This window comes from Stenotrophomonas rhizophila, from assembly GCF_001704155.1.
In the GTDB taxonomy this organism is placed as follows: domain Bacteria; phylum Pseudomonadota; class Gammaproteobacteria; order Xanthomonadales; family Xanthomonadaceae; genus Stenotrophomonas; species Stenotrophomonas rhizophila_A.
In genome coordinates this window covers 970586-994265 of the sequence record NZ_CP016294.1, presented here as the reverse complement: position 1 = coordinate 994265, position 23680 = coordinate 970586, and the positions used below count along the sequence as shown (strand labels likewise).

The window sequence follows — 23680 nt, the reverse complement described above, 5'->3', positions numbered from 1 at the left end:
TTCTCGGGCCAGCGCCGCCGTACCTCAACCAAGGAACTGCGGGGTATTGGGCAGGGCGTCATCCTTGGACCCGCTGCCGGGTGGATAGTGCCCCGCCAGTATGTCCGATACCTCGGCAATGGCCAGCAGCACCGCGTCCTGCAGGGCGCCCTCGCGCAACTGCTGCTGCATGTGCGCACACACCGCCTGCCACTGCGCTTCGCCCACCCTGCCGCGCAGGCCGCGGTCGGCTACCAGCTCGATGGCGTGGTCGGCCAGCAGCAGGTAGACCAGCACGCCGTTATTGTTCTCGGTATCCCAGGTGCGCAGCTGCGCAAAGGCATGCTCGGCCCGCTGCCGGGGCGTAACGCCCTGCCACAGCGCGGTCATGGGCAAATCCGCTTCCACCGCGAACATGACCTGGCCGCCGTGGCGGCGCTCGCCGCCGGCAATGGCGTCCGTGATGGCCTGCAGCGCGTCCGGCGGGAAGGTCCGCTGCAGCGAAGGTGCGAACAGATGGCGCCAGACGCGCATCACCATCCTCCCGAGGCGCCACCGCCTCCGGATCGTCCACCCCCACCGCCCCAGCCGCCACCGCCACCGCCGAAGCCACCGCCTCCACCACCCCAGCCTCCTCCGCCGCCAAAGCCACCGCCGCCCCAGCCGCTGTTGCGGGCGAAGCGGCCGACCCGGCCGGAGGAGAAGCCCACGAACAGGCCGATCAGCCCGGCCAGGCCACTGGCCAGCCACAGCGAAGTGAACAGGAAGGCAGCCACCGCTGCGCCGCCACCGCCCAGCAGCGCGCGCACCGGGCGCGGCAGCCAGCCCAGCAGGGCGCGGGCGAAGGTGCCCACGAAGAAGCCGATCACCAGTGCCAGCGTGAAGCCATCGCCGCCACTGCCACGGGGTTCACGGTGGGCACTCACCGGCGCCGGCAGTTCCTCACCGTCGATCAGCTTCACCAATGCGGCGCTGCCGTCGACCAGCCCGCCGGCGTAGTCGCCGCTGCGGAAGCGCGGGGCCAGGTATTCTTGGATCACCCGGTTGGCGATGGCATCGGGAATGGCGCCTTCCAGCCCGTAGCCGGGCTCGATCCGCACCCGGCGGTCATCCTTGGCCACCACCAGCAGCACGCCATCGTCCACGCCGCTGCGGCCGATCTTCCACTGCTCGAACACCCGCTGGGTGTACTGCTCGATGGTTTCCGGCTGGGTGCTGGGCACCATCAGGATCTGCAGCTGGCTGCCCTTGCGCTGCTGCAACGCCAGCGCCTGGGCCTCCAGCGCCTGTTTCTGCGCGGCATCCAGGGTGCCGGTGGTGTCCACTACCGGCGAGGTCATCGGCGGAATCGCCGCGTCAGCCTGCGCCCAGGCCGGCACGGCCAGGCACAGGCACAGCAGCAACCAAGCGCGCAGTAGCGGGGTGTTCACCGGTTACTGGGCCGGTGCCGGAGCCTGCTGCGGCGGCGGCGCGGGCGCCGGGGCCGCTGGCTGCGCACCGAACTTCACCGCAGGCGGCTGCGAGATCTGCGCTTCATTTTCCACCGTGAAGTTCGGCTTTTCCTTGTAGCCGAACAGCTTGGCGGTGATCAGCTGCGGGAACGAGCGGACGTAGGTGTTGTAGTCCTGCACCTGCTGGATGTAGCGGCCGCGCGCCACGGTGATCCGGTTCTCGGTGCCTTCCAGTTGCGCCTGCAGGTCGCGGAAGCCCTGGTCGGATTTCAGGTTCGGGTAGTTCTCGGTCACCACCAGCAGCCGCGACAGCGCGCCACTGAGCTCGCCCTGCGCCTGCTGGAACTGCTTGAGCGACTCGGCGTCATCGGCATTCACGTTGACCTGGCCCACCCGCGCGCGGGCATTGGTCACGTCAGTGAGCACCTGGCGCTCCTGGTTGGCATAGCCTTCCACGGTCTGCACCAGGTTGGGGATCAGATCGGCGCGGCGCTTGTACTGGTTGAGCACCTCGGCCCAGCCGGCCTTGACCTGCTCATCCTTCTGCTGGATCGAGTTATAGCCACAACCTGACAACAGGCTGGCCAGCAGGGCCAGCAGGATCAGTCGGGGAGAAATACGCATGGCCGGCTCCGGATCGGGGTGGACGCGGCCGGAGAATGGCATGAATAGGGGTTAATTCCCCGTTAGTGTGTCCGGGAGTGACGACCAACGGTCGTCACCTGCCGGGTGGGTCCGCGCACCCATTGCCGGTGGATCCGCAGGCCGGTTTCACCAATTGCCGGCGCCCGGCACGTGGTGGGCCACCGCGCGGCGGCGCATCAGCAGGTTCAGCCACTCCACCAGCACCGAGAAGCCCATGGCGGCATAGATGTAGGGCTTGGGCACGTGCACGTCCAGGCCGTCCAGGATCAGCACCGCACCGATCAGCAGGATGAAGGCCAGGGCCAGCATCTTCACGGTCGGGTTGGCGTCGATGAAGCGGCCCAGCGGGTTGGCCGCCAGCAGCATGACCGCCACCGACAGCAGGATGGCCGCGACCATCACCGGCACGTGGTCGGCGATGCCGACCGCAGTGATCACCGAATCCAGCGAGAACACGATGTCGATGATGGCGATCTGCGCGATCACCATGCCGAACACGGCCGAGGCCTTGGTGGTGGTGGGATCTTCGTCTTCGCCGCCGGTGATCAGCTCGCGGATTTCCATGCCGCCCTTGATGATCAGGAACAGGCCGCCGAGGATCAGCACCAGGTCGCGGATGGAGATGCCCATGCCGGCCACGGTGAACAGATTGGCCTGCATGTGCGCCAGGTAGGCCAGCGACACCAGCAGCAGGATGCGGGTGATGCACGCCACCGCGATGCCCAGCTTGCGCGCGAACGGACGACGCGATTCCGGCAGTTTGCTCACGGCAATGGAAATGAACACCAGGTTGTCGATGCCGAGCACGATTTCCAGCGCGCTCAGGGTCAGCAGGGTCAACCAGACGTTCGGGTCGGACAGCAGTTCAAGCAACATGGACCTGGATCCTTACTAAGGGGAAGAACGGGGGGCGCGTCAGAGCACGCGCGGCGCCAGGACCAGGCCCCAGCACAGCAGAACATTCATCATCAGCACGAACACCGCCGCCGAGCCCATGTCCTTGGCGCGGCCGGCCAGCTCGTGGAATTCGGCGCCGTAGCGCTCGATCACCGCTTCAATCGCCGAATTGGCCAGCTCCATGGCCAGTACCAGCAGCATCGAACCGATCATCAGCGCGCGCTCGACCGGGGTCTGCCCCAGCCACAGCGCCAGCGGTGCCAGCACGACCAGCAGGTAGACCTCCAGCCGGAACGACGACTCGTGCAGCCAGGCCGCCCGCAGGCCCTGCCAGGACCACACCGCCGCCTTGAAGATGCGCTTGGGGCCGCGCGGCATGTGCCCGGTTTCATCAGCCACGCAGGGTCACCCCATAGCGGAAAACAAGGCAGGACGGCAGGTGCGGGGCACGACAAGGGGTCATGGGCAGCGCGGGAAGCGGTGGACAATCCGCCATTTTGCCACAAGGGTGGCGGCGCCACCCGGCCGTGCCGGGCGTTGGCCGGCCCACCCGGCCTAGAATGACCCTACGCATCAAAGGAGTCGTTCATGTCCCAGCGTTTCGCCCGCCCCCTGCTGCTCGCCCTGGCGCTCACCGCCAGCCTGCCCGCCCTGGCCCTCACGCCCGCCCCGGTGCCGGCCCCGCCGCAGGTCCCCGAACAGGTCTCCAACGTGGCCTGGGCCGGCGACATGGCCGCCTTCGCCAAGGCCGACGCCGCCAGCCCGCCCCCACGCGGCGGCATCGAGTTCATCGGCAGTTCCTCGATCCGGATGTGGGAAAGCCTGGCGGCCGACTTCCCCGGCCAGAACGTCTTCAACCGCGGCTTCGGCGGCTCAGAAGTGCGCGACAGTACCTGGTACGCCGACCAGATCGTGATTCCGTACGCGCCGTGCAAAGTGTTCTTCTACGCCGGCGACAACGACCTCAACAGCGGCCGCACACCGACCCAGGTCCGCGACGACGTGGTGGCGTTCGTGCAGCGCGTGCACCGCGACCTGCCGAAGACCACCGTGGAGGTCATCTCGATCAAGCCCAGCCCGTCGCGCGCGCAGCTGCTGCCGGCGGTGGTGGAAGCGAACGGATTGATCCAGCAGGCGCTGGCGAAGCTGCCGAACACCGGCTACACCGACATCTACACCCCGATGCTGGGCGAGGACGGGCAGCCACGCGCGGCGCTGTTCCGCGAAGACATGCTGCATATGAAGCCGGAGGGGTATGCGATCTGGCGGAAGGCATTGGCAAGCAAGGTGCAGTGTGGTGCAACGGTAAAGCGGTAACAGCGCACGTTGTTTTGAGGTCATGCGTTAAAGGGCCGATCAGCAGAGTCGGCAGTCGTTTGGGAACCGACCCTACCGCGCTCGCACACCATCGAGGGGAGTGGCGGGGGTGGGTTTGCGGGGGTGTGAGCCGCATGGATGCGGCGACCAAGCCCCCAAGGATGGGTTAACGGCGCCCCCCGCGGGCCCACCCCCGCCGCTCACCTGCACGCGGGCAATGGAAACGCCGTTGCTCTGCGCTTTTACGCGTCAGCGATAGATGATCGTGGCCTGGGTGCCGACCCCGGGTTCGCTGGTCAGGGCGATCTTCCAGCCGAAGCGGTCGCACAGGCGGCGCACGATCGACAGGCCCAGGCCGGTACCCTGCGGGCGGCTGGGTTCGGCGCGGTAGAACGGCTCGAACGCGCGCGACAGCGCTTCGGCCGACATGCCGATGCCGGTGTCGCGCACCACCACCCGGTCGTCCAGCACGTCCACGTCGATACGGCCTTCGTCGGTGTAGCTGCACGCGTTGCGCAGCAGGTTGCTGACCACCACCTGCAGTACCCGCGGTGGCGCGTGCAGGTGCACCGGTGCCTCGCTGTGCAGGTGGATCTCCACCGGCCGGCCCGCGATCAGCTCGCGCGCGTTGTCCACTTCGTAGCGCACGATCTCGTTGACGTCGAACAGTTCGATCTGCGGCTCCACGTCCGCCTCGCGTGCCAGGATCAGGAACGCATCGATCACCGCCTCCATGTCGCGGCCCGCGCGCTGGATGCGGTGCAACCCGCGACGCAGCCGCGGCGTCATGTCCTGGTCGCCCAGCGCCATGTCGCTGGCCACCCGGATCACGGTCAGCGGCGTGCGCAGTTCATGGCTCGCATCGCGGGTGAAGTTGCGTTCGCGTGCCACGTGCGCGGTGACCCGCGTGGCCAGCGAATGCAGGGCCGCCGCCAGCTGCCGCGTTTCGCCCTGCATGTCCGCCGGCAGCTTGTCCGGTGCCAGGTCCGACGCCTCCGGATGGCCCGGGTTCCAGCGCGACACCCGCCGCGCCAGCCAGTTCACCGGCGAGACCAATCGCTTCGACGCCCGGTAGGTGATCCACGACGCGCCATACACCGCCAGCAGCGTCAGCAGCACCGGCACGATGCCGAACCAGAACGCCAGCATCTCCGCGCGCGAACGCAGGAACACCAGGTACAGCTGCCCTTCCGGGCGCGCATCGACCAACACCAGCTGGTCGTCTGCCTTCAACTCGTGGAAGCCCGGCGCCAGCGTGCGCAGGTTGGGCGGCAGGCTCAGCGCCGATTGCCCGGCCTCCAGCAGGTAACCGCGGATGTTGCGCGTGTTCGGCGGCGGCTGCGCGGGCGAGGCCGCGTGCAGGTCCCAGAAATATGTCGCTTCTTCCTGCAGCGCGCTGCTGACCAGGCTGTGCTTGATCACCAGCGAGACCAGCCACGCGCCCAGCAGGATGCCCAGGCTGGCCAGTACGGCCTGCAGGATGAAGACAATGCGGATCTTGCGCGGCAGACCGTGCGGCATTACGAAGTCCAGGTCGAGTCGCCGCGATTATAGGAAAGCGCGCCGTTATTCCATCGTGCAAGCAACGGCGATGCCCCGGCAAGTGCCGGGGCATCGTGTACATCGGGGCCGCAAGCCCCCACCATCGTGCGCCCTGCGCTGTGGCGCATCAGCTCATCGGCTGGGCGATATCGGCAATACGGTAGCCGGCGCTCTGCACGGTGTGCAGCAGCGGACGGTCGAACGGCTTGTCGATGATCTTGCGCAGGTTGTACAGATGGCTGCGCAGCGTGTCCGAATCCGGCAGCCCGTTGCCCCAGATCTCGCGCTCGATTTCCTGGCGGGTCACCACGCGCGGCGATTCGCGCATCAGGATGGTGAGCAGGCGCAGGCCGATGGGCGACAGCTGCAGCTCGGTGCCCGCACGCGTGGCGCGCATGCTGACCGGGTCCAGCACCAGGTCGGCGACCTTGAGCACTTCCGATCCCACCTGGCGGCGTTCGCGCCGGATCAGCGCGCGCAGGCGGGCTTCCAGCTCCTGGATCGCAAACGGCTTGGTCAGGTAATCGTCGGCGCCGAAGCCCAGGCCGGTGAGCTTGTCGTCGAGCGTATCGCGCGCGGTCAACATCAGCACCGGCGTCGACTTGCGCGCATCGTTGCGCAGCCGGCGGCAGACTTCGATGCCGTCCAGACGCGGCAGCATCAGGTCCAGCACCACCACGTCGTAACTGTTTTCAGCCGCCAGACGATAACCGTCCAGCCCGTCCTGGGCGTAGTCCACTTCGAACCCGCGGCCTTCCAGGTATTCCCCGATCATCTCGGAGATATTGCGGTTGTCTTCGACCACCAGCACCAGGCCGGAGGTTTCCTTTGTCTGACGCATGGGAGTCCCTCTTTCTTCAGCTTTGTGAAACATGCCGGATCGTCGGTGGAGGCGATGTGAAGCCGCTCACGGATCAGTTCGGCGGCTCATTCAACAGGGGTTTGAGCAGCGGCCAGACGTTGTCCAGCACCTTCGGCTGGGCCTTGGCGGTGGGGTGCAGCCCGTCGCCCTGCATCAGCCCGGGCTGCAGGGCCACACCCTCCAGCAGGAACGGCAGCAGCGCCACCTTGTACTGGCTGGCCAGGCCCGCATACACCTGGCGCAGGCGGTCGCGATAGGCCGGGCCGTAGTTGGGTGGTACATCGATGCCCAGCAGCAGCACCTTGGCGCCGGCCTTCTGGCTGGCCACGATCATCTTTTCCAGGTTGCCGCGCAGCTGCGCCGGGCTCAGCCCGCGCAGCGCGTCATTGCCGCCCAGTTCGATCACCACCACCGACGGCCGATGCTTCTCCAGCAGGGCCGGCAGCCGGGTCAGTGCGCCGGCCGTGGTTTCGCCGCTGATGCTGGCATTGATGACCGTCGGCGGCGGCGTGATCTGCTGGCTAACCCGCTGCTGAAGCAGGTTCACCCAGCCCGATGCGGCCGGGATATTGTGGGCGGCACTGAGGCTGTCGCCGACCACCAGCACCGCGTGCCGGGTGTTGGCACCTTTGGCACATGCCAGCGCAGGCAGCAGCAGCAACCCTGCCAGCAGCAAGAACACCTGGGCCGCCCGGCCCGCCCATTTTGCTCGGTACATTGGAGAATCCTCATCGACAGCCTGTCCCCCCGCAGCGCGCCCGTCGCCATCGCCGCCCACAACGTGGGCAAGTCCGCACGTGGCCCGGAGGGTGAAGTCCACATACTGGACAACATTGACATGACCGTCCATGAAGGCGAGAGCGTCGCCATCGTCGGCGCGTCTGGATCGGGCAAGACCACCCTGCTCGGGCTGCTGGCCGGACTCGACCTGCCCAGCCGCGGCGACATCGCCCTGGCCGGGGCCACGCTCGGCGCGCTGGATGAGGAAGCCCGCGCGCAGCTGCGCGCGCGCGAGGTCGGCTTCGTGTTCCAGAGCTTCCACCTGCTGCCGGCGCTGACCGCTGAAGAAAACATCGCGTTGCCGCTGGAACTGGCCGGGCGCGAGGATGCGGCGCGGGTGCGCGAGGTGCTGGCGCAGGTCGGGCTGACCCACCGCGCCCGCCATTACCCGCGCCAACTGTCCGGCGGCGAGCAGCAGCGCGTGGCGCTGGCGCGTGCGTTCGTGGCACGGCCGCGCATCCTGTTTGCCGATGAGCCCACCGGCAGCCTGGACCAGGCCACCGGGCAGCAGATCAGCGACCTGCTGTTCGCGCTCAACGCCACCAGCGATACCACGCTGGTGCTGGTGACCCATGACCTGCGCCTGGCCCAGCGCTGCGAGCGCATCTACCGGCTCGACGGCGGCCGCCTGGTCGATGCCGGCGGAATCACCGCATGAACGTGCTGCGCCATGCCGGGCGTGCGCTGCGCCGGGAATTCCTCGCCGGCGACCTGCTGACCGTGTTCGCCGCGCTGGTGCTGGGCGTGGCGGTGATGACGGCGGTGGGCACGCTGGTCAACCGGGTGACGTTGGCGCTGACCAGCAGCGCGGCGGAAATGCTCGGTGGCGACCTCGGGCTGGGCGGCCGCGAGGACGTGCCACAGGCCTTCGCCGACGAGGCGCGCGCGCGTGGGCTGGCCAGCACGCGCATGGTCAGCTTCCCCAGCGTGCTGTTCCATGGCGATGAAAGCCAGATGGCCAACATCAAGGCGGTCAGCGACGGTTATCCGCTGCGCGGCGAACTGCGGGTCAGCCGCGCCCCGGGCGGCGCCGGCGAAGTGGCCGGCACCCCGGCGGCAGGCGAGGCCTATGCCGACCCGCGCCTGATGCAGGCGCTGGGGCTGAAGGTGGGCGACGCCCTCGAATTCGGCGCCGGCACGCTCACCGTGACCCGCGTGCTGCAGGCCGAACCGGATACCTCCGGCGAGCTGATGCAGCTGTCGCCGCCGCTGCTGGTCAACCGCATCGACGTGGACCGTGCCGGCCTCCTCGGCCCGGGCAGCCGCGCGTCGTACCGGATGATGTTCGCCGGCGACACGGCCGCCATTGCCGATTTCCGCGGCTGGCTGCAGCCGCGCGCCAAGGGCCTGCGCATCGTCGGCATTGCCGATGCCCAGCGTGGCGTGCGCGGCGCATTCGACCTGGCCGGCCGCTTCCTGTCGCTGGCTGCGCTGCTGGCGGTGCTGCTGGCGGGCGTGGCCACCGCGCTGGCCGCCAACCGCTTCGCGCTGCGCCGGATCGACCAGGTGGCGGTGCTGCGCTGCCTGGGCGCGCGCAATCGCGACATCCTCACCGCCATGGCGCTGCAGCTGGTGCTGCTGGCCATCCCGGCCTGCCTGGTCGGGATCGGGCTGGGCATGGCCGCGCAGGCCGGGCTGGTGCAGGCGCTGGGCGGGCTGATTCCGGGCCGGCTGCCGTTGCCGCAGGCCGCGCCGGCGCTGAGCGGGGCGGGGATCGGGCTGGTGCTGCTGCTGGGTTTCGGCCTGCCGCCGCTGTTGCGGCTGCGCAAGGTGCCGCCGATGCGCGTACTCAACCGCAGCTTTGCTACCCTGCCGCCCAGTTCCCTGCTGGTGTATGCCGCCGCGCTGGCGGCCACCGTGGCGCTCACCGTGCAGGCCACCGGCGATGTGCGGCTGGCCGCCTGGGTGCTGGGCGGGCTGGCCGCGCTGGCGTTGCTGGCAGGTGCGGCCGGGGCCACCCTGCTGTGGCTGCTGCGCGGGCTGCAGCCGCGCCTGCGCGGGCGCTGGAAGCTGGGTCTCGCCGCCCTGACCCGCCGCCGCGGGCTGGCGGTGATGCAGCTGGTGGGACTCTCGCTGTCGCTGTGCGCCCTGTTGCTGCTGTCGGTGATCGGCCCGGGGTTGTTGGCGCAGTGGCGCGACCGCCTGCCCAGCGATACCCCGAACTATTTCCTGATGAACATCCAGCCCGAACAGCGCCAGGCGGTGCTGGCCGCGCTGGACGGCCTGGGCGTGGATTCGCCCGGGATCGAGCCGTTCAGCACCGGCCGGCTGCTGGCCGTCAACGACAGGCCACCGCAGCGTCAGGAACGCGAGGACAACAACAACGACGATGACGATGCCAACCGCCCGGTCAACTTCTCCTGGCGGCATGATTTCCCGCCGGCCAATACCCTGTTGAGCGGCCGGTATTGGGCCGCAGGGAGCACCGCTGCCGAAGCTTCGATCGAACAGGGCTGGGCCGAACGCTACGGGATGAAGCTGGGCGACACGGTTACCCTGCAGATGGGCGAGCAGGAACGGCGCTTCACCGTGACCAGCATCCGCAAGGCCGACTGGGACTCGTTCCGGGTCAATTTCTTCCTGCTGCTCAATGAAGGGGCGGTGGGCGACGCGCCGTACAACCTGATCACCGCCTTCCACCTGCCGCGCGAACAGGCCCCGGCCCTGGCCGGGCTGACCCGCCAGTACCCGAACATCTCACTGCTGGATATCGACAGCATCCTGCAGCGGGTGCGCGAGGTGGTGGACCGGGTCAGCCAGGCCGTGCAGCTGGTGATGGGCTTCAGCCTGCTGGCCGGAGTGCTGGTATTGCTGGCCGCGTTGCAGGCCACCGCCGGTGAACGCCGTTACGACAGCGCGGTGCTGCGCACGCTGGGCGCCACCCGCACCCAGCTGCGCGGCGCGGTGCTGGTGGAATTCGGCGCGCTGGGTCTGCTGTCTTCGCTGCTGGCGGTGGGCACGGCGGCACTGCTGGGCAGCGTCGTGGCCCGCCAGGTATTCGAACTGCAGCTCAGCCCGCCGTGGGGCCCGCTGCTGGCCGGAGGGGCACTGGGCGTGGCGCTGAGCATGCTGGCCGGCTGGTGGGGCACCCGACGGATCCTGCACACCCCGCCGGCGCTGGCCCTTCGCGAGGCATGAACGCGATTGATGACACCGGCAGGGGTCGGCGCTAGGTATGCTGCCCGCCCCTGCCCCCTGAGAATGCCCGCGATGCCCGGCACGTCGTTCACCGCTTACCTGTACCCCGTGTTGCTGCTGCTGGGCAGCAACATCTTCATGACCTTCGCCTGGTACGGCCACCTCAAGTACAAGAGCGCCCCACTGATGATGGTGATCCTGGTCAGCTGGGGCATCGCCTTCTTCGAGTACTGCCTGCAGGTGCCCGGCAACCGGCTGGGCAGCGCGGTGTACTCGGCCCCTCAGCTGAAGGGCATGCAGGAAGTGATCACGCTGGTGGTGTTCGCGGTGTTCTCCGCGTTCTACCTGGACCAGCCGTTGAAGTGGAACCATTACGCCGCGTTCGGATTGATCGTGGTGGCCGCGTTCCTGATGTTCAAGGAATGACGGCGCAGCCGTCATTTGGTTTCCACCCACTGCCTGAACACCGCGTCGATCTGCGCGTCCTTGACCTGCTTGCCGTCCTGCAGGTCCTGCGCCTGGGTGAACAGCGGAATGATCATCGCCATGCCATCCGGCTTGGTCTTGAGGTGTACGCCCGGCGCCTGGCCGAGGAAGCCGTCCCAGCGGGCGCGCACCTTGGCCCAGTAGTCCGCCGTTGCGGCCCAGTAGTCGTAGGCCGGCTTGAAATCGACCTCGGTGGTGCGGTTGTAGTCGTTGAAGCCGAACTCACGCGCGATCTCCTGCTGGCTGCCGTCGGCGCCGCGCAGGATCTTGGTGTTGAACTGTTCGTGGGTCCAGCCGTTGGGGGTGAGCGTGTGCCGGTTGATCACCGCCAGCGCGTTGTAATCGCTGCGGCGGGTGTATTCGCGGCGCGGCAGTGGCCGCCAGCTGAGGTCGCTGGTCCAGGTGGCCACGCCGTTGCGGTAGTCCCACCGGCCGGTGCCGCAGTAGCGCGGGGCATCGCTGACTTCATACACGCACTGGGTCCACGCGCCGGCGTTCACCGCCGGATCGATCGCACGCACCTGCCAGGTCTGGTCGGCGCTGAACTCGAACCGGTTCGGCGCCTCGTACACCCAGTCCTGCCGCCAATGCTTGGTCACGTGGCCGCTCTTGCCGTCCACCAGCAGGTGCTGGAGCACGATCCGCTTCGGGCTGTCCTCGACCACGATCACCACTTCGTTGCCGCCGCTGCGCACGGCCGGCGCGCGCTCATAACCGGGCTTGAGCAGCACGGTTTCATCGAAGGCGAAATCGACGATGTACTCGCCCTTCATGGCCAGGATGCTGGCGTGGTCGCGCTGCAGGTCGGAGGGCTGGGCGTGGGCGATGCCGCTGGCGGCAAGCAGCAGCCACGCGCTGGCTGTCTGGAATGTCATCGACGAAGGTCCCTCAGGAAGGTCGGGTGGAAGAAAGTTGGACAAGCGGTACGACGTTGGACGCATCGACCCACAGCTCGCCGTCGGCGCCCTCGACCCGCGCGATGCGCCGCGCGGCGGTAGCGCCCAGCACCGAAAGCGAGGCCACGCTGGCGGCCAGTGCCTGGCCGTTGCGCGCGTGCAGGCGCAGCGCGCACATGCGCCAGGGCTCGCCGCCGAGGCGCGTGGCCAGCCGGCGCCACAGGCGCTCGGCCACGCCGCCCTCATTGGCCGGCTCCGGGCGCGCCGGGAACGCCGATACCAGGCGGTCCCAGGCCAGGAAATCGCTGTCGGGCAGCAGGTACAGCCGCCAGCAACAGCGTCCGCGCGCATCGGAGAAGCACAGGCTTTCGCGGATGCCTTCGCTGTCCATGCCCTGGCAGGCATGGGCCGAAACGGCATGTTTCCAGCCGCCCAGCTCGCTGCTTTCGGGGCGGTACAGACACAGCACCGTGCCCAGTGCCGCCAGCTGTTCCGGGGATGGCAGCTGGCCAGGGCGCAGGTACCGGTCTGAGGTTCGCAGTGCGGAAAGGGCTCGGCTCATGATGGCTACCAGCTCACGGCAAGGCTGGCCGAGACGTTCCGGCCAGGGTTGGTGTAACGGTCGATCACCGTGCTGCTGGAGGCCAGCGCGGAGGTGATCGCGGAGTAATCGATGTAGGTGCGGTCGCCGAGGTTGAACACGCCTACGTTGACCTTGGCGCCGGGGGCGAAGTCCCAGTGCGCCACCAGGTCCAGCACCCCATAGCCGGCCGGGCGGAACGCGGTGGCGCTGGCCATGCGGTCCTTGCGCCTGGCGAACGTGCCCAGCAGCTCCACGCCCCACGCATCTCGGTCGAAGGCGACGCCGAGCGTGCCGCGCAGCGGATCGATCGACTCCAGCGGCACGTCTTCGGTCTTGTCCTGCCCGCGCGACCACGCCACCGCGCCGTTCAACGACCAGCCGGCCAGCGCGGTGCTGAGTTCGCCGAACTCGACCCCCGCCTTCAGTTCAGTCCCGAAGATTTCCGCGTCGGCGATGTTCTGCGACTGGAACACGATCAGCCCCTGCGGGTTGATGCCGACCTGGCGCTGCGACTCGATGAAGTCCTTGTAGTCGTTGTAGTAGCCGCTCAGGCTGACGTACGCGGCCTTGCTGACATAGCGCAGACCCAGTTCCAGGCCATCACTGGTTTCAGGCTTGAGGTCGGGGTTGGGAATGGCGGTGTAACCGAACATCACGTTGGTGAAGCCCAGATTGACGTCGTTGTACGGCGGCGAACGGAAACCGTGCGAGTAGCCGGCGAACAGCGACCAGTCATCGGCGAAGCGCCACACCATGCCCAGCTTCGGCGACACGCTGGTCTTGGTCAGGTCCGATACCGGCATGCCCGGGTTGTCGGCGGCGAAGATCGGGTCCACGTCCGGGCGCAGTTCGTAGTGGTCCACGCGCACGCCCGGCACCAGCGAGAAGCGGCCATCGGCAAAGCGCATTTCGTCCTGCACGTACAGGCCGAGCTCGGTGGTTCTGCTGATGGGGAAATCGCGCACGGGGAACGCATCGGGCAGGATCGTGGTGCTGGTCTGGCCGTTGGCCAGGACCTGGTAGCCGTCGCGCTTCTGCCGCGTTTCGGTCCAGGCACCATCGAAGCCATAGGTCAGCGCGTGCTCGACCGTGCCGGTCTGCAACGCCTTGTGGAAGACCGCCTGCAGGCCGTACACGCGCTGGTCGAAGTTGAATTCACGGTGGCGCGTGCTGCGGTTGGCGCGCTGCTCATCGGTGCGCTGAGTGGTTTCGCTGTCCTGCCGGTACAGCTGCCAGGACAGGCTGTCGGCGAAGCCGGCGGCCAGGTTGTCCATCTCGTGCGCAAACGACACCCGCGCGCGGGTCTGGTGGTCGCGCGCCTGCATGCCGGTGGTGGTGGTGTGGTCGATGGCCGACAGCACGTCGGTGTCCACGCTGTCTTCGTTGCCTTCCACCGTCAGCCGGAAGCGCTGGTCTTCGCTCGGCGCATAGACCAGCTTGCCGAGCACGCTGCGGCCATCGCGGTCCTGCGGGTTGGCGGCGGTGCGGGTGCGGTCGCTGCTGCGCACATCGCCCATGCTTTCGGTTTCCTGGCCCTGGCGATGGTTGACGTTCACCATGCCGCTCCAATGGTCGCCGCCAAAGGCGGTGGTGACGCTGCCCAGCAGGCCGTTCCATTCGCCGTCATAGCCGAATTTCAGGCCGACGTAGCTGTTCTTGCCGTCCTTCAGGTAATCGGCCGGGTCCTTGGTGACGAAGGCCACCACCCCGCCCAGTGCATCGGAGCCGTACAGCGCGCTGGCCGGGCCGCGCACGATCTCGACCCGCTTGAGCGTTTCCAGGTCGGTGAAGTTGCGGTTGGCGTCGGAGAAGCTGCCGATGCTGAAGGCCTTGGGCATGGCGATGCCGTCGGTCTGGATCAGTACGCGGTTGCCATCCAGCCCGCGGATGCGGAACCCGCCCAGGCCGAAGCGGGCCGGGCTGCTGGTCACCGAGATGCCCGGCTCGTAGCGGACCAGGTCCTTGATGCTGCGCACAAGGTGGTCATCCAGCTGCTCGCGGTCGATCACATCAACGGTGGCGGCGACGTCGCTGAGCGCACGTTCGGTGCGGGTAGCGGTGACCTGCACGCGGTCGAAGTCGCGCGCGTCGGCACCGGCATCGGGGGTGGCAGGGGCAGCAGCGTGGGCGGCGGCCATGGGCAGCGCCAGCCACAAGGCAAGGCTCAGGGCGGTAGGACGGGTCATGTGGGTGGGCAGGGTCGGCTGGACGCGGAAAGAGACCCCCGACAGACGCCAGGGACCAAGCGGTCGCAGGCGACGTGCCGAGGGGGAGAGAGCAGTGCAGGGGAGTTCGCGCGGACCCGCGCGGTGACAGGGACCGCCTGGAGCCGGCCAGCGGCCGGCGCTACTTGGTCAAAATGAGCTTGTCGTTGCTGGTGTGGCGCAGACGATAGAAGCGGTCGCCGTGCTGGATCAGGATTTCGCGGCGACCCTTGAGCAGGGCCTCGCTGTCGATCACTTCTTCGGCCGGAACGGCGCGGACCGGGCGGTCGCGCAGGGTCAGCGTTTCGGGGCGCAGCAGTACAGCGGCTTGAGTGTTCATTGTCTGGACTCGTGCGAGGGACGAGTTAGATGATAATGATTCTCAGTTCACAATCAACAACCATTCTCATGTTGATTGATGAAATTAATGATCGATTTTTGGAAATCGATTGATGCTGCCTATCGGCAGGGCCCCTCCCTGCCCGGCTGTACGTGGGCATCAGGCACCTCGGAGCCACGCAGGGCGGGGCTCTACCGGCCGTCAGGTCAGGGCGCGAAGAGCGCCTCCACCCTGCTCCAGTCCGCTTCGGCCACCTGTTCCAGCACCTCGAGGGCGCCCAGGTTCTGCTCCAGCTGGCTCACCCGGCTGGCGCCGAGGATCACGCTGGAGACGTTCGGGTTGCGCAGGCACCAGGCGATGGCCAGCTGCGCCGGCGACTGGCCCAGCTCGGCAGCCAGCGCGCTGTAGGCGCGCACCTTTTCCAGCCGGGCCTCGGCCGAATCGCCCAGCACCAGCTCGCGGAGCCAGCCCATCTGGGCCTGGCCCAGCCGCGAATCCGGATCGAACCCGCTGTTGTACTTGCCGCTCAGCAGCCCCGAGGCCAGCGGCGAGAAGATCGTGGTGCCCAGCCCCGGGTCGGCGTACAGCGGCGCGTACTCGCGCTCGACCCGTTCGCGGTGCAGCAGGTTGTACTGCGGCTGCTCCATCGTCGGCAGGTGCAGGTGGTGGCGGCGCGCCACGTCCACCGCTTCCTGGATCTGCGCGGCCGACCACTCCGACGTACCCCAGTACAGCACCTTGCCCTGCCGGATCAGCGTGTCCATGGCCAGCACGGTCTCGGCGATCGGGGTGTCCGGATCCGGCCGGTGGCAGTAATACAGGTCCAGGTAGTCCACTCGAAGGCGCTTGAGCGCGGCGTGGCAGGCATCGGTCACGTGCTTGCGCGAGAGGCCGTGCTGGGTCGGCCGGGGCTCGTCCACCGCGCCGAAGAACACCTTGCTGGACACGCACACCCCATCGCGGGGCAGGCGCAGGTCGGCGATCACATCGCCCATCACCTGCTCGGCGCGGCCGCGCGCATAGCCCTCGGCGTTGTCGAAGAAGTTGATCCCGTGGTCCCAGGCACAGGCAACCAGGTTGCGGGCCTCGTCACGGCTGATCTGGTCGCCGAAGGTGACCCAGGCCCCGAAGGACAAGGCCGACAGCTTCAGCCCGGACGAGCCCAGGCGGCGGTAGTGCATGCGTTTTCTCCTGCTGGATGGCTGCGCCAGGACACCGGGGCGCGGCCGGAATGAGTCGCATCAGTGTATCGCCCGGCGGGCCCGAACCCCTGTGGATACTTGCCCGATCGCGGCCGATCGGCCCCCGCACGCTGCTTTTCCTTGCCCCGCCCCTGCCGCTGCTCTAGGCTTCCCGTTTTTCGCGGCGCCCTAGGGGAAGTCTGATGGTCGAAGGTTTGGGCAGGATTGGCTTCGGCCTGTTCGGGTTGGCAGTGCTGATCGGCATCGCCTGGCTGTTCTCGAACAACAAGCGTTCCGTCGACTGGCGGCTGGTGATCACCGGTATCACCCTGCAGATCGCCTTCGCCGCGGTGGTGCTGCTGATGCCCGGTGGGCGCGAAGCGTTCTCCCTGCTCGGCGACGGCTTCGTCAAGGTGCTCAGCTTCGTCAACGAAGGCTCGCGCTTCATCTTCGGCAGCCTGATGGACACCAACCAGTTCGGCTTCATCTTCGCCTTCCAGGTGCTGCCGACGATCATCTTCTTCTCGGCGCTGATGGGGGTCATGTACCACCTCAACGTGATGCAGCTGATCGTGCGCGGCATGGCCTGGGCGATCACCAAGGTGATGCGCGTGTCCGGCGCCGAAACCACCAGCGTCTGCGCCAGCGTGTTCATCGGCCAGACCGAAGCGCCGCTGACCGTGCGCCCGTACATCGCCAAGATGACCCAGTCCGAGCTGATCACCATGATGATCGGCGGCATGGCGCACATCGCCGGCGGCGTGCTGGCCGCCTACGTCGGCATGCTGGGCGGCAACGACCCGGTGCAGCAGGCCTTCTACGCCAAGCACCTGCTGGCCGCCAGCATCATGGCCGCCCCGGCCACCCTGGTGGTGGCCAAGCTGCTGGTGCCCGAAACCGGCACCCCGCTGACCCGTGGCACCGTCAAGATGGAAGTGGAGAAGACCTCCAGCAACATCATCGACGCCGCCGCCGCAGGCGCTGGCGACGGCCTCAAGCTGGCCCTGAACATCGGCGCCATGCTGCTTGCCTTCATCGCCCTGATCGCCCTGCTCAACGCCCCGCTGACCTGGTTCGGCGAAATCACCGGCCTGCAGGCCATGATCGGCCGCCCGACCGACCTGTCGACCATCTTCGGCTACCTGCTGGCCCCGATCGCCTGGGTGATCGGCACCCCGTGGGCCGATGCCACCACCGTCGGCTCGCTGATCGGCCAGAAAGTGGTCATCAACGAGTTTGTCGCCTATTCCAAGCTCTCCGAAATCGTCAACGGCCAGGTCCCCGGCGTGTCGCTGTCGGCTGAAGGCCGCCTGATCGCCACCTACGCCCTGTGCGGTTTCGCCAATTTCAGCTCGATCGCCATCCAGATCGGTGGTATTGGTGGGCTGGCACCGGAACGCCGCCACGACTTGGCCAAGTTCGGCCTGCGGGCCGTGCTGGGCGGTACCATTGCCACCTTCATGACGGCGACCATCGCCGGCGTGCTGACGCATTTCAGCTGATATCCGTTCCCGAGAAACAGTCTTTATGAGTAGCAGTGTCGTCGTTGTCGGTTCCTTCAACGTGGATCATGTGTGGCGTTGCGAATCGCTCCCGGCCCCGGGTGCGACCATCGCCGGCCGCTACAGCACCGGCCCCGGCGGCAAGGGTTTCAACCAGGCCGTGGCCGCCCGCCGTGCCGGCGCCCCGACCACGTTCCTGTGCGCCCTCGGCGATGACGCCGGCGGCGCCATGGCCCGTGGCCTGGCCGAACAGGACGGCTTCGCCCTGAGCGCCGAAGCCAGCACCGAGCCCACCGGCACCGGCGGCATCTACGTCGACAGCCGCGGCCGCAACACCATCGTGATCGGCCCCGGCGCCAACGCCGCGCTCAGCACCGCCTACATCGACCAGCAGCGCGCGCTGCTGGCCGGGGCCAAGGTCGTGCTGGCCCAGCTCGAATCCCCGGTCGAAACCATCGAAGCGGCCCTGGCCATCGCCCGCGAAGCCGGTGCCACCACCGTCCTGAACGCCGCCCCGGCCGACGCGCCCTCCAGCATCGGCCTGCTCAAGCTTGCCGACGTGCTGACCCCCAACGAAACCGAATTCGCCGCCCTGCTCGGCCGCCATGTCGGCGAACGCGTCGACGCCGACGACGTTGCCGCCCTCGACGGCGCCAGCCTGCACGCCCTGTGCCGCAAGCTGGTCGGCAACGGTACCGTCGTGGTCACCCTCGGCGCCGTCGGCGTATTCGTCTCGCACGCCGAAGAGAACCTGCGCGGCGACACCCAGCCCTACTACCGTGTAGGCGCCGAACAGGTCCAGGTGCTCGATACCACCGGCGCCGGCGACGCCTTCAACGGCGCCCTGGTCGCCTCCCTGGCCCAGGACCCGGACGCCGCCTTCGCCCGCCATGTCCGCTTCGCCAACCAGTTCGCCGGCCGCTCCACCGAAAAGGAAGGCGCCGCCGTAGCCATGCCGCATTACACGCCGGCGGACGTGTAAGACGGCACGACCAACGGTCGTGCTCTACCAAAAACCGGCGCCAAGGCGCCGGTTTTTTTTTGCCTCTGCATTTGACGTTCGTACCGTCACCGACAATGTCTCAAAGGCAGGTCGGGGTGGGTTTGCGGGGGTGTGAGCGGCATGGATGCCGCGACCAAGCCCCCAAGGATGGGTTCACGGCGTCCCCCGCAAACCCACACCGACCTGCCAAGCCGTGGGACCCGGCAGAGCCGACGCCGTTGATCTTGCTTATTGCCACAGGTAACCCCCAACGATCCCGCAGCCATGGGGGCGCGGGAAGCAACCGTCAAGCATCTGCTCATGCCCGTACGGCATCAGGGCCTTCCGGATCGGCCTGAATGTGGGGCCGGATCACAGGGGTCTGCTTGGTTGCCGGCCATGAGCCGGCACTACAATGCCCGCATGCAGATTGGTCCCTACAACATCCAGCCCAACGTGGTGCTCGCCCCCATGGCCGGCGTCACCGACAAACCGTTCCGGCTGCTGTGCAAGCGCCTGGGCGCGGGTCTGGCTGCCTCGGAAATGACCATCTCCGATCCGCGCTTCTGGACCACCCGCAAATCCATTCACCGCATGGACCATGCTGGCGAACCCGACCCCATCAGCGTCCAGATCGCCGGCACCGAACCCCAGCAGCTCGCTGACGCCGCCCGCTACAACGTCGACCACGGCGCCCAGATCATCGACATCAACATGGGCTGCCCCGCCAAGAAGGTGTGCAACGCCTGGGCCGGCTCCGCCCTGATGCGCGACGAAGACCTCGTCGCCCGCATCCTCAGCGCCGTCGTCGGCGCCGTCGATGTCCCCGTCACCCTCAAGATCCGCACCGGCTGGGACTGCGACCACCGCAACGGCCCGCGCATCGCCCACATCGCCGAAGACAGCGGCATTGCCGCGCTTGCCGTGCATGGCCGCACCCGCGACCAGCATTACACGGGCAGCGCCGAGTACGAGACCATCGCCGCCATCAAGGCCGCCCTGCGCATCCCCGTGATCGCCAACGGCGACATCGACTCCCCGCAGAAAGCCGCCCACGTGCTCGCCCAGACCGGCGTCGACGCCGTCATGATCGGCCGCGCCGCACAGGGCCGCCCCTGGATTTTCCGCGAAATCGCCCACTACCTCGCCACCGGCACCCTGCTACCGCCGCCCAGCCTGCACGAAGTGCGCGACATCCTGCTCGGCCACCTGCATGCCCTGCACGACTTCTACGGCGAACCCCAGGGTGTGCGCATCGCCCGCAAGCACCTTGGCTGGTACGCCAAGGACCGCCCCGAGAATGCCGCCTTCCGCGCCGTCGTCAACCGCGCCGAAGACGCTGCAGGCCAGATCGCCTTGACCACCGACTACTTCACCGCACTGGCCGCCGGCGAACCGCTGTCCTCCGCGGCCTGATCCACCCCAAGTGACCGCCATGACCCCGATTGCCGCCCCCACCTACCTGCACGGCTTTTCCAGCACCGAACAGCATCGCCTGGTCACCCAGGCCCGCCTGCTGGAATCGTCCATCTTCAACAACATCGACTACAGCGGCGCCCAGCGCCTGCTTGAAGTCGGCAGCGGCGTTGGCGCGCAGACCGAAATCCTGCTGCGCCGCTTCCCCGAACTGCACGTCACCGGCGTGGACCTCAGCGAAACCCAGCTGGCCACCGCCCGCCAGAACCTCGAGAAAACCCCATGGTGCAGCGAGCGCTACACCCTGCTGCAGGCCGACGCCGGCAACCTGCCGTTCGGCGCGCGCGAATTCGATTCGGCCTTCCTGTGCTGGGTGCTCGAACACGTGCCCTCGCCGGCCCGCGTGCTCAACGAAGTGCGCCGCGTGCTGGTGCCTGGCTCGCCCGTCTACGTCACCGAAGTGATGAACGCCTCGTTCCTGCTCGACCCGTACTCGCCGCACATCTGGCGCTACTGGATGGCCTTCAACGACTTCCAGTACGACCATGGCGGCGACCCGTTCGTCGGCGCCAAGCTCGGCAACCTGCTGCTGGCCGGCGGCTTCCGCGACGTCCACACCGAGATCAAGACCATCCACCTGGACAACCGGGAACCGGCCCGGCGCAAGACCATGATCGCCTTCTGGGAACAGCTGCTGCTGTCGGCCGCCGACCCGCTGCTGGAAGCCGGCCTGGTCGACCAGGAAACCGTGGACGGCATGCGCCGCGAGTTCAGCCTGGTGCAGAACGACCCCAACGCCGTGTTCTTCTTCTCGTTCGTGCAGGCCCGCGCGACGGTTTACTGAAAGAATGGCGGGTGCTGCTGACGGTGGTAGAGCCGACTGTCAGTCGGCTGCTCGCCGGCGCGCTACGCGCAGCCGACTAACAGTCGGCTCTACCCGTTGGCTTACCGGCCCTGCGTCTGCGGGGCGTGCCAGATGCGTTGCCACATCGCCCCGAGGCGGCGCTTGGCGCGGGCCCGGCCCTGCTCGCCGTCGTACGCCGGGCGCAGCTGCCCGGGTGGGATCGCCACCCAACGCTCGCCCTCCGCACGCGCCACCGCGAAGGTGAAGGTGTAATCCGGTTCCAGCCCCATGCGCAGATCACTCAGCTGCAGCTGGCCATCGACCACCTGCGCGCGCATGAAGCCCCGGTTGAACCAGTTCAATCGGGCAACGGCGGGAATGTGCGCGGCCTGGCGCAGCGCCTGCACGTTCGAGGGGAAGCCGCGGAACGTCATCGAGCCCCTGTCGGCCGCCAGCGAACGCTCGCCGATCACATAGCCGCTGGGCGTCATCGCCACCACCTGCCACAGCAGCGTGTTGAACGGCGTGGCGACCGAGAACCGGGGTGCATCGCCCAGCCCCATCGCCGCCAGCGCACGGTCGGCTTCGCGGTCGACCTGGTGCTTGGCCAGCAGCGACCAGCCCAGGTACCCGGTGCTCAGCACCAGCCCCGCCAGCAGCGCCTTCTGCGCCAAGGGGCGGCTGCGCGCAAACCATGCCACCGCGCAGCCCAGCAGCAACCACACCGTGTACAGCGGGTCGATGATGAAGACGCTGGACCACATCGTCGGCGGCGGGGTGAACGGCCACCACAGCTGGGTGCCGTACACCGTGAACGCATCGAGGAGGGGATGGGTGATCAGCGCCAGCAGGATCGCCCAGAACCAGCGCGCGGGTGCCTGCGCCACCCGGCCGTGGCCAAAGCGCTTGAAACCCCACCAGATCAACAGCGCCACCCACGGCAGCACCAGCAGCGAGTGGCTGTAGCTGCGGTGCTCGGTCATCAGCGCCACCGGGTCGGTGGCGGTGAAGGCCAGCAGCAGGGCATCCAGGTCCGGCAGGGTGCCCAGTGCGGCGCCGGCAAGCAGCGCGGCGCGGCGGTGGCCGGCAGGGGCGATGGCGGCGGCTACGGCGCCGCCCAAGACTATCTGGCTTAGGGAATCCATCCGGCGATGGTACGGGACGGCGGCGGGTTTACGGGTGCAGCCGGGCGCAGGGGCATGGCGCGCGGGCTGGGCGGCGTTGTCACGCTGGTGGAACACTGGGCCCCGAGGCTGGGGGTCAATCGCGCTGCGGCGGCCTTTCACGGTGGGCACGCCGGCTTAACCACGGGCAACCCCCGCTGGGCCACAATGCAATGGCGCGACTTGCCGTGTATCATTCGCGCCCATCTTTCCATCCGAATCAAAGGATATTACGCCTGATGTCCAGCTACCTGTTCACCTCCGAATCGGTCTCCGAAGGCCATCCGGACAAGATTGCCGACCAGATCTCCGATGCGGTGCTGGACGCGATCCTTGCCCAGGACCAGCGCGCCCGCGTGGCCTGCGAAACCATGGTCAAGACCGGCGTGGCGATCGTGGCCGGTGAAATCACCACCTCCGCCTGGATCGACCTGGAAGCGGTGACCCGCAAGGTGATCCTGGACATCGGCTACGACAGCTCCGACGTCGGCTTCGACGGCGCCACCTGTGGCGTGCTGAACCTGATCGGCAAGCAGTCGCCGCACATCGCCCAGGGCGTGGACCGCAAGAAGCCCGAAGAAATGGGCGCTGGCGACCAGGGCCTGATGTTCGGCTATGCGACCAACGAAACCGACAGCTACATGCCGGCCGCGATCCACCTGTCGCACCGCCTGGTCGAGCAGCAGGCCAAGATCCGCAAAAAGAAGAACTCGCCGCTGTCGTGGCTGCGCCCGGACGCCAAGAGCCAGGTCACCCTGCGCTATGAAAACGGCGAAGTGTCCGCCATCGACGCCGTCGTGCTGTCGACCCAGCATGCCCCGGGCATCAAGCAGAAGGACCTCATCGAGGCCGTCCGCGAAGAAATCATCAAGCCGGTGCTGCCGGCCAAGTGGCTGCACAAGGGCACCAAGTTCCACATCAACCCGACCGGCAAGTTCGAGATCGGCGGCCCGGTGGGCGACTGCGGCCTGACCGGCCGCAAGATCATCGTCGACACCTACGGCGGCTGGGCCCGTCACGGTGGTGGCGCGTTCTCGGGCAAGGATCCGTCCAAGGTCGATCGTTCGGCGGCTTACGCGGCCCGTTACGTGGCCAAGAACGTCGTGGCCGCCGGCCTGGCCGACCGTTGCGAAGTGCAGGTCTCCTACGCCATCGGCGTGGCCGAGCCGACCTCGATTTCGGTCACCACCTTCGGCACCGGCAAGATCAGCGATGACAAGATCGAAAAGCTGATCCGCAAGCATTTCGACCTGCGCCCGTACGGCATCATCAAGATGCTGGACCTGATCCACCCGATGTACCAGCAGACGGCGGCCTACGGTCACTTCGGCCGCAAGCCGAAGGACTTCAGCTACCTCAACGCTGCCGGTGAAACGGTGAACGCAACGGCCTTCTCCTGGGAGAAGACCGACCGCGCCGCCGCCCTGCGCGCCGATGCGAAGCTGAAATAAGGGCCCCCCGCCCGCGCAGCA

23 protein-coding genes are annotated in these 23680 nt (G+C 67.8%); 9 read left to right on the top strand and 14 right to left on the bottom strand.

The annotated features are described in order from the left end of the window. Nucleotides 1–24: 24 nt before the first annotated feature. The 5 genes from BAY15_RS04320 to BAY15_RS04300 form a co-directional block, all read right to left on the bottom strand. A complete protein-coding gene (locus tag BAY15_RS04320) occupies nt 25–513 on the bottom strand; it encodes a TPM domain-containing protein (RefSeq protein ID WP_068849316.1) in 489 nt (162 codons plus the stop codon). Continuing rightward, nucleotides 513–1394, bottom strand: coding sequence for a TPM domain-containing protein (locus BAY15_RS04315; RefSeq protein ID WP_068854549.1), 882 nt, complete (start codon nt 1392–1394; stop codon nt 513–515). Before BAY15_RS04315 ends, BAY15_RS04320 begins: the two co-directional genes overlap by 1 nt. 18 nt (nt 1395–1412) lie before the next feature. Continuing rightward, on the bottom strand, nt 1413–2054 hold the full coding sequence (locus BAY15_RS04310; protein ID WP_068854548.1) for a LemA family protein: 642 nt from the start codon (nt 2052–2054) through the stop codon (nt 1413–1415). Between the two features lie 147 nt (nt 2055–2201). Next, nucleotides 2202–2951 (bottom strand): TerC family protein, encoded by a 750-nt coding sequence (locus BAY15_RS04305; RefSeq protein WP_068849314.1) that lies wholly within the window; start codon nt 2949–2951, stop codon nt 2202–2204. A gap of 39 nt (nt 2952–2990) precedes the next feature. Further along, nucleotides 2991–3371, bottom strand: coding sequence for a diacylglycerol kinase (locus BAY15_RS04300; RefSeq protein WP_068849312.1), 381 nt, complete (start codon nt 3369–3371; stop codon nt 2991–2993). A 189-nt stretch (nt 3372–3560) separates the two neighbouring features. Here BAY15_RS04300 and BAY15_RS04295 point away from each other — a divergent pair, with 189 nt between their 5' ends. After that, nucleotides 3561–4289, top strand: coding sequence for an SGNH/GDSL hydrolase family protein (locus BAY15_RS04295; RefSeq protein WP_068849310.1), 729 nt, complete (start codon nt 3561–3563; stop codon nt 4287–4289). Nucleotides 4290–4538: 249 nt separating this feature from the next. On the opposite strand, the gene BAY15_RS04290 is transcribed toward BAY15_RS04295, so the two are convergent. The 3 genes from BAY15_RS04290 to BAY15_RS04280 all read right to left on the bottom strand — a co-directional run bounded on the left by BAY15_RS04290 (nt 4539) and on the right by BAY15_RS04280 (nt 7411). Next, entirely contained in the window at nt 4539–5810 is a 1272-nt protein-coding gene (locus BAY15_RS04290) for a sensor histidine kinase (RefSeq protein WP_068849308.1), read from the bottom strand. A 148-nt stretch (nt 5811–5958) separates the two neighbouring features. After that, entirely contained in the window at nt 5959–6672 is a 714-nt protein-coding gene (locus BAY15_RS04285) for a response regulator transcription factor (protein ID WP_019182442.1), read from the bottom strand. A gap of 73 nt (nt 6673–6745) precedes the next feature. Then, a complete protein-coding gene (locus BAY15_RS04280; RefSeq protein WP_068849306.1) occupies nt 6746–7411 on the bottom strand; it encodes an arylesterase in 666 nt (221 codons plus the stop codon). Between the two features lie 120 nt (nt 7412–7531). On the opposite strand from BAY15_RS04280, the gene BAY15_RS04275 reads away from it, so the two are divergent. The 3 genes from BAY15_RS04275 to BAY15_RS04265 all read left to right on the top strand — a co-directional run bounded on the left by BAY15_RS04275 (nt 7532) and on the right by BAY15_RS04265 (nt 11037). Further along, nucleotides 7532–8131 (top strand): ABC transporter ATP-binding protein, encoded by a 600-nt coding sequence (locus BAY15_RS04275; protein WP_068849304.1) that lies wholly within the window; start codon nt 7532–7534, stop codon nt 8129–8131. Further along, the gene (locus tag BAY15_RS04270) at nt 8128–10611 is read left to right on the top strand and encodes an ABC transporter permease (protein ID WP_068849302.1); all 2484 of its coding nucleotides are present in this window, start codon (nt 8128–8130) and stop codon (nt 10609–10611) included. The genes BAY15_RS04275 and BAY15_RS04270 overlap by 4 nt, the downstream gene beginning before the upstream one ends. A 72-nt stretch (nt 10612–10683) precedes the next feature. Beyond that, nucleotides 10684–11037 (top strand): DMT family protein, encoded by a 354-nt coding sequence (locus tag BAY15_RS04265; RefSeq protein WP_068849300.1) that lies wholly within the window; start codon nt 10684–10686, stop codon nt 11035–11037. A gap of 11 nt (nt 11038–11048) precedes the next feature. Here BAY15_RS04265 and BAY15_RS04260 read toward each other — a convergent pair whose 3' ends face one another. From BAY15_RS04260 to BAY15_RS04240, 5 genes are all read right to left on the bottom strand, one after another. Continuing rightward, nucleotides 11049–11972: a DUF6607 family protein gene (locus BAY15_RS04260; protein ID WP_068849298.1), complete on the bottom strand. Its 924-nt coding sequence runs from the start codon at nt 11970–11972 to the stop codon at nt 11049–11051. Between the two features lie 13 nt (nt 11973–11985). Beyond that, complete coding sequence (locus BAY15_RS04255) at nt 11986–12555, bottom strand: Hemin transport protein (protein ID WP_068849297.1); 570 nt, start codon at nt 12553–12555, stop codon at nt 11986–11988. Nucleotides 12556–12560: 5 nt separating this feature from the next. Next, nucleotides 12561–14762, bottom strand: coding sequence for a TonB-dependent hemoglobin/transferrin/lactoferrin family receptor (locus tag BAY15_RS04250; RefSeq protein WP_428999278.1), 2202 nt, complete (start codon nt 14760–14762; stop codon nt 12561–12563). A 160-nt stretch (nt 14763–14922) separates the two neighbouring features. Next, on the bottom strand, nt 14923–15120 hold the full coding sequence (gene hemP, locus BAY15_RS04245) for a hemin uptake protein HemP (protein WP_068849295.1): 198 nt from the start codon (nt 15118–15120) through the stop codon (nt 14923–14925). Between the two features lie 206 nt (nt 15121–15326). After that, a complete protein-coding gene (locus BAY15_RS04240) occupies nt 15327–16301 on the bottom strand; it encodes a potassium channel beta subunit family protein (RefSeq protein ID WP_068849293.1) in 975 nt (324 codons plus the stop codon). 203 nt (nt 16302–16504) lie between these two features. Here BAY15_RS04240 and BAY15_RS04235 point away from each other — a divergent pair, with 203 nt between their 5' ends. From BAY15_RS04235 to BAY15_RS04220, 4 genes are all read left to right on the top strand, one after another. After that, nucleotides 16505–17803 carry a NupC/NupG family nucleoside CNT transporter gene (locus BAY15_RS04235; protein WP_068849291.1) on the top strand — a complete coding sequence of 433 codons (1299 nt, stop codon included), beginning with the start codon at nt 16505–16507 and terminating at the stop codon, nt 17801–17803. A 25-nt stretch (nt 17804–17828) separates the two neighbouring features. Next, a complete protein-coding gene (locus BAY15_RS04230; protein WP_068849289.1) occupies nt 17829–18785 on the top strand; it encodes a ribokinase in 957 nt (318 codons plus the stop codon). Between the two features lie 423 nt (nt 18786–19208). Further along, the gene (gene dusB / locus BAY15_RS04225; protein ID WP_068854546.1) at nt 19209–20201 is read left to right on the top strand and encodes a tRNA dihydrouridine synthase DusB; all 993 of its coding nucleotides are present in this window, start codon (nt 19209–19211) and stop codon (nt 20199–20201) included. 19 nt (nt 20202–20220) lie between these two features. Beyond that, nucleotides 20221–21045 carry a methyltransferase domain-containing protein gene (locus BAY15_RS04220; protein WP_068849287.1) on the top strand — a complete coding sequence of 275 codons (825 nt, stop codon included), beginning with the start codon at nt 20221–20223 and terminating at the stop codon, nt 21043–21045. 101 nt (nt 21046–21146) lie between these two features. Here BAY15_RS04220 and BAY15_RS04215 read toward each other — a convergent pair whose 3' ends face one another. After that, nucleotides 21147–22190 carry a metal-dependent hydrolase gene (locus BAY15_RS04215; RefSeq protein WP_068849285.1) on the bottom strand — a complete coding sequence of 348 codons (1044 nt, stop codon included), beginning with the start codon at nt 22188–22190 and terminating at the stop codon, nt 21147–21149. A 257-nt stretch (nt 22191–22447) separates the two neighbouring features. Between BAY15_RS04215 and metK the strand changes: the two genes are divergently transcribed. Next, nucleotides 22448–23659 carry a methionine adenosyltransferase gene (gene metK, locus BAY15_RS04210; protein WP_068849283.1) on the top strand — a complete coding sequence of 404 codons (1212 nt, stop codon included), beginning with the start codon at nt 22448–22450 and terminating at the stop codon, nt 23657–23659. Nucleotides 23660–23680: the final 21 nt, after the last annotated feature.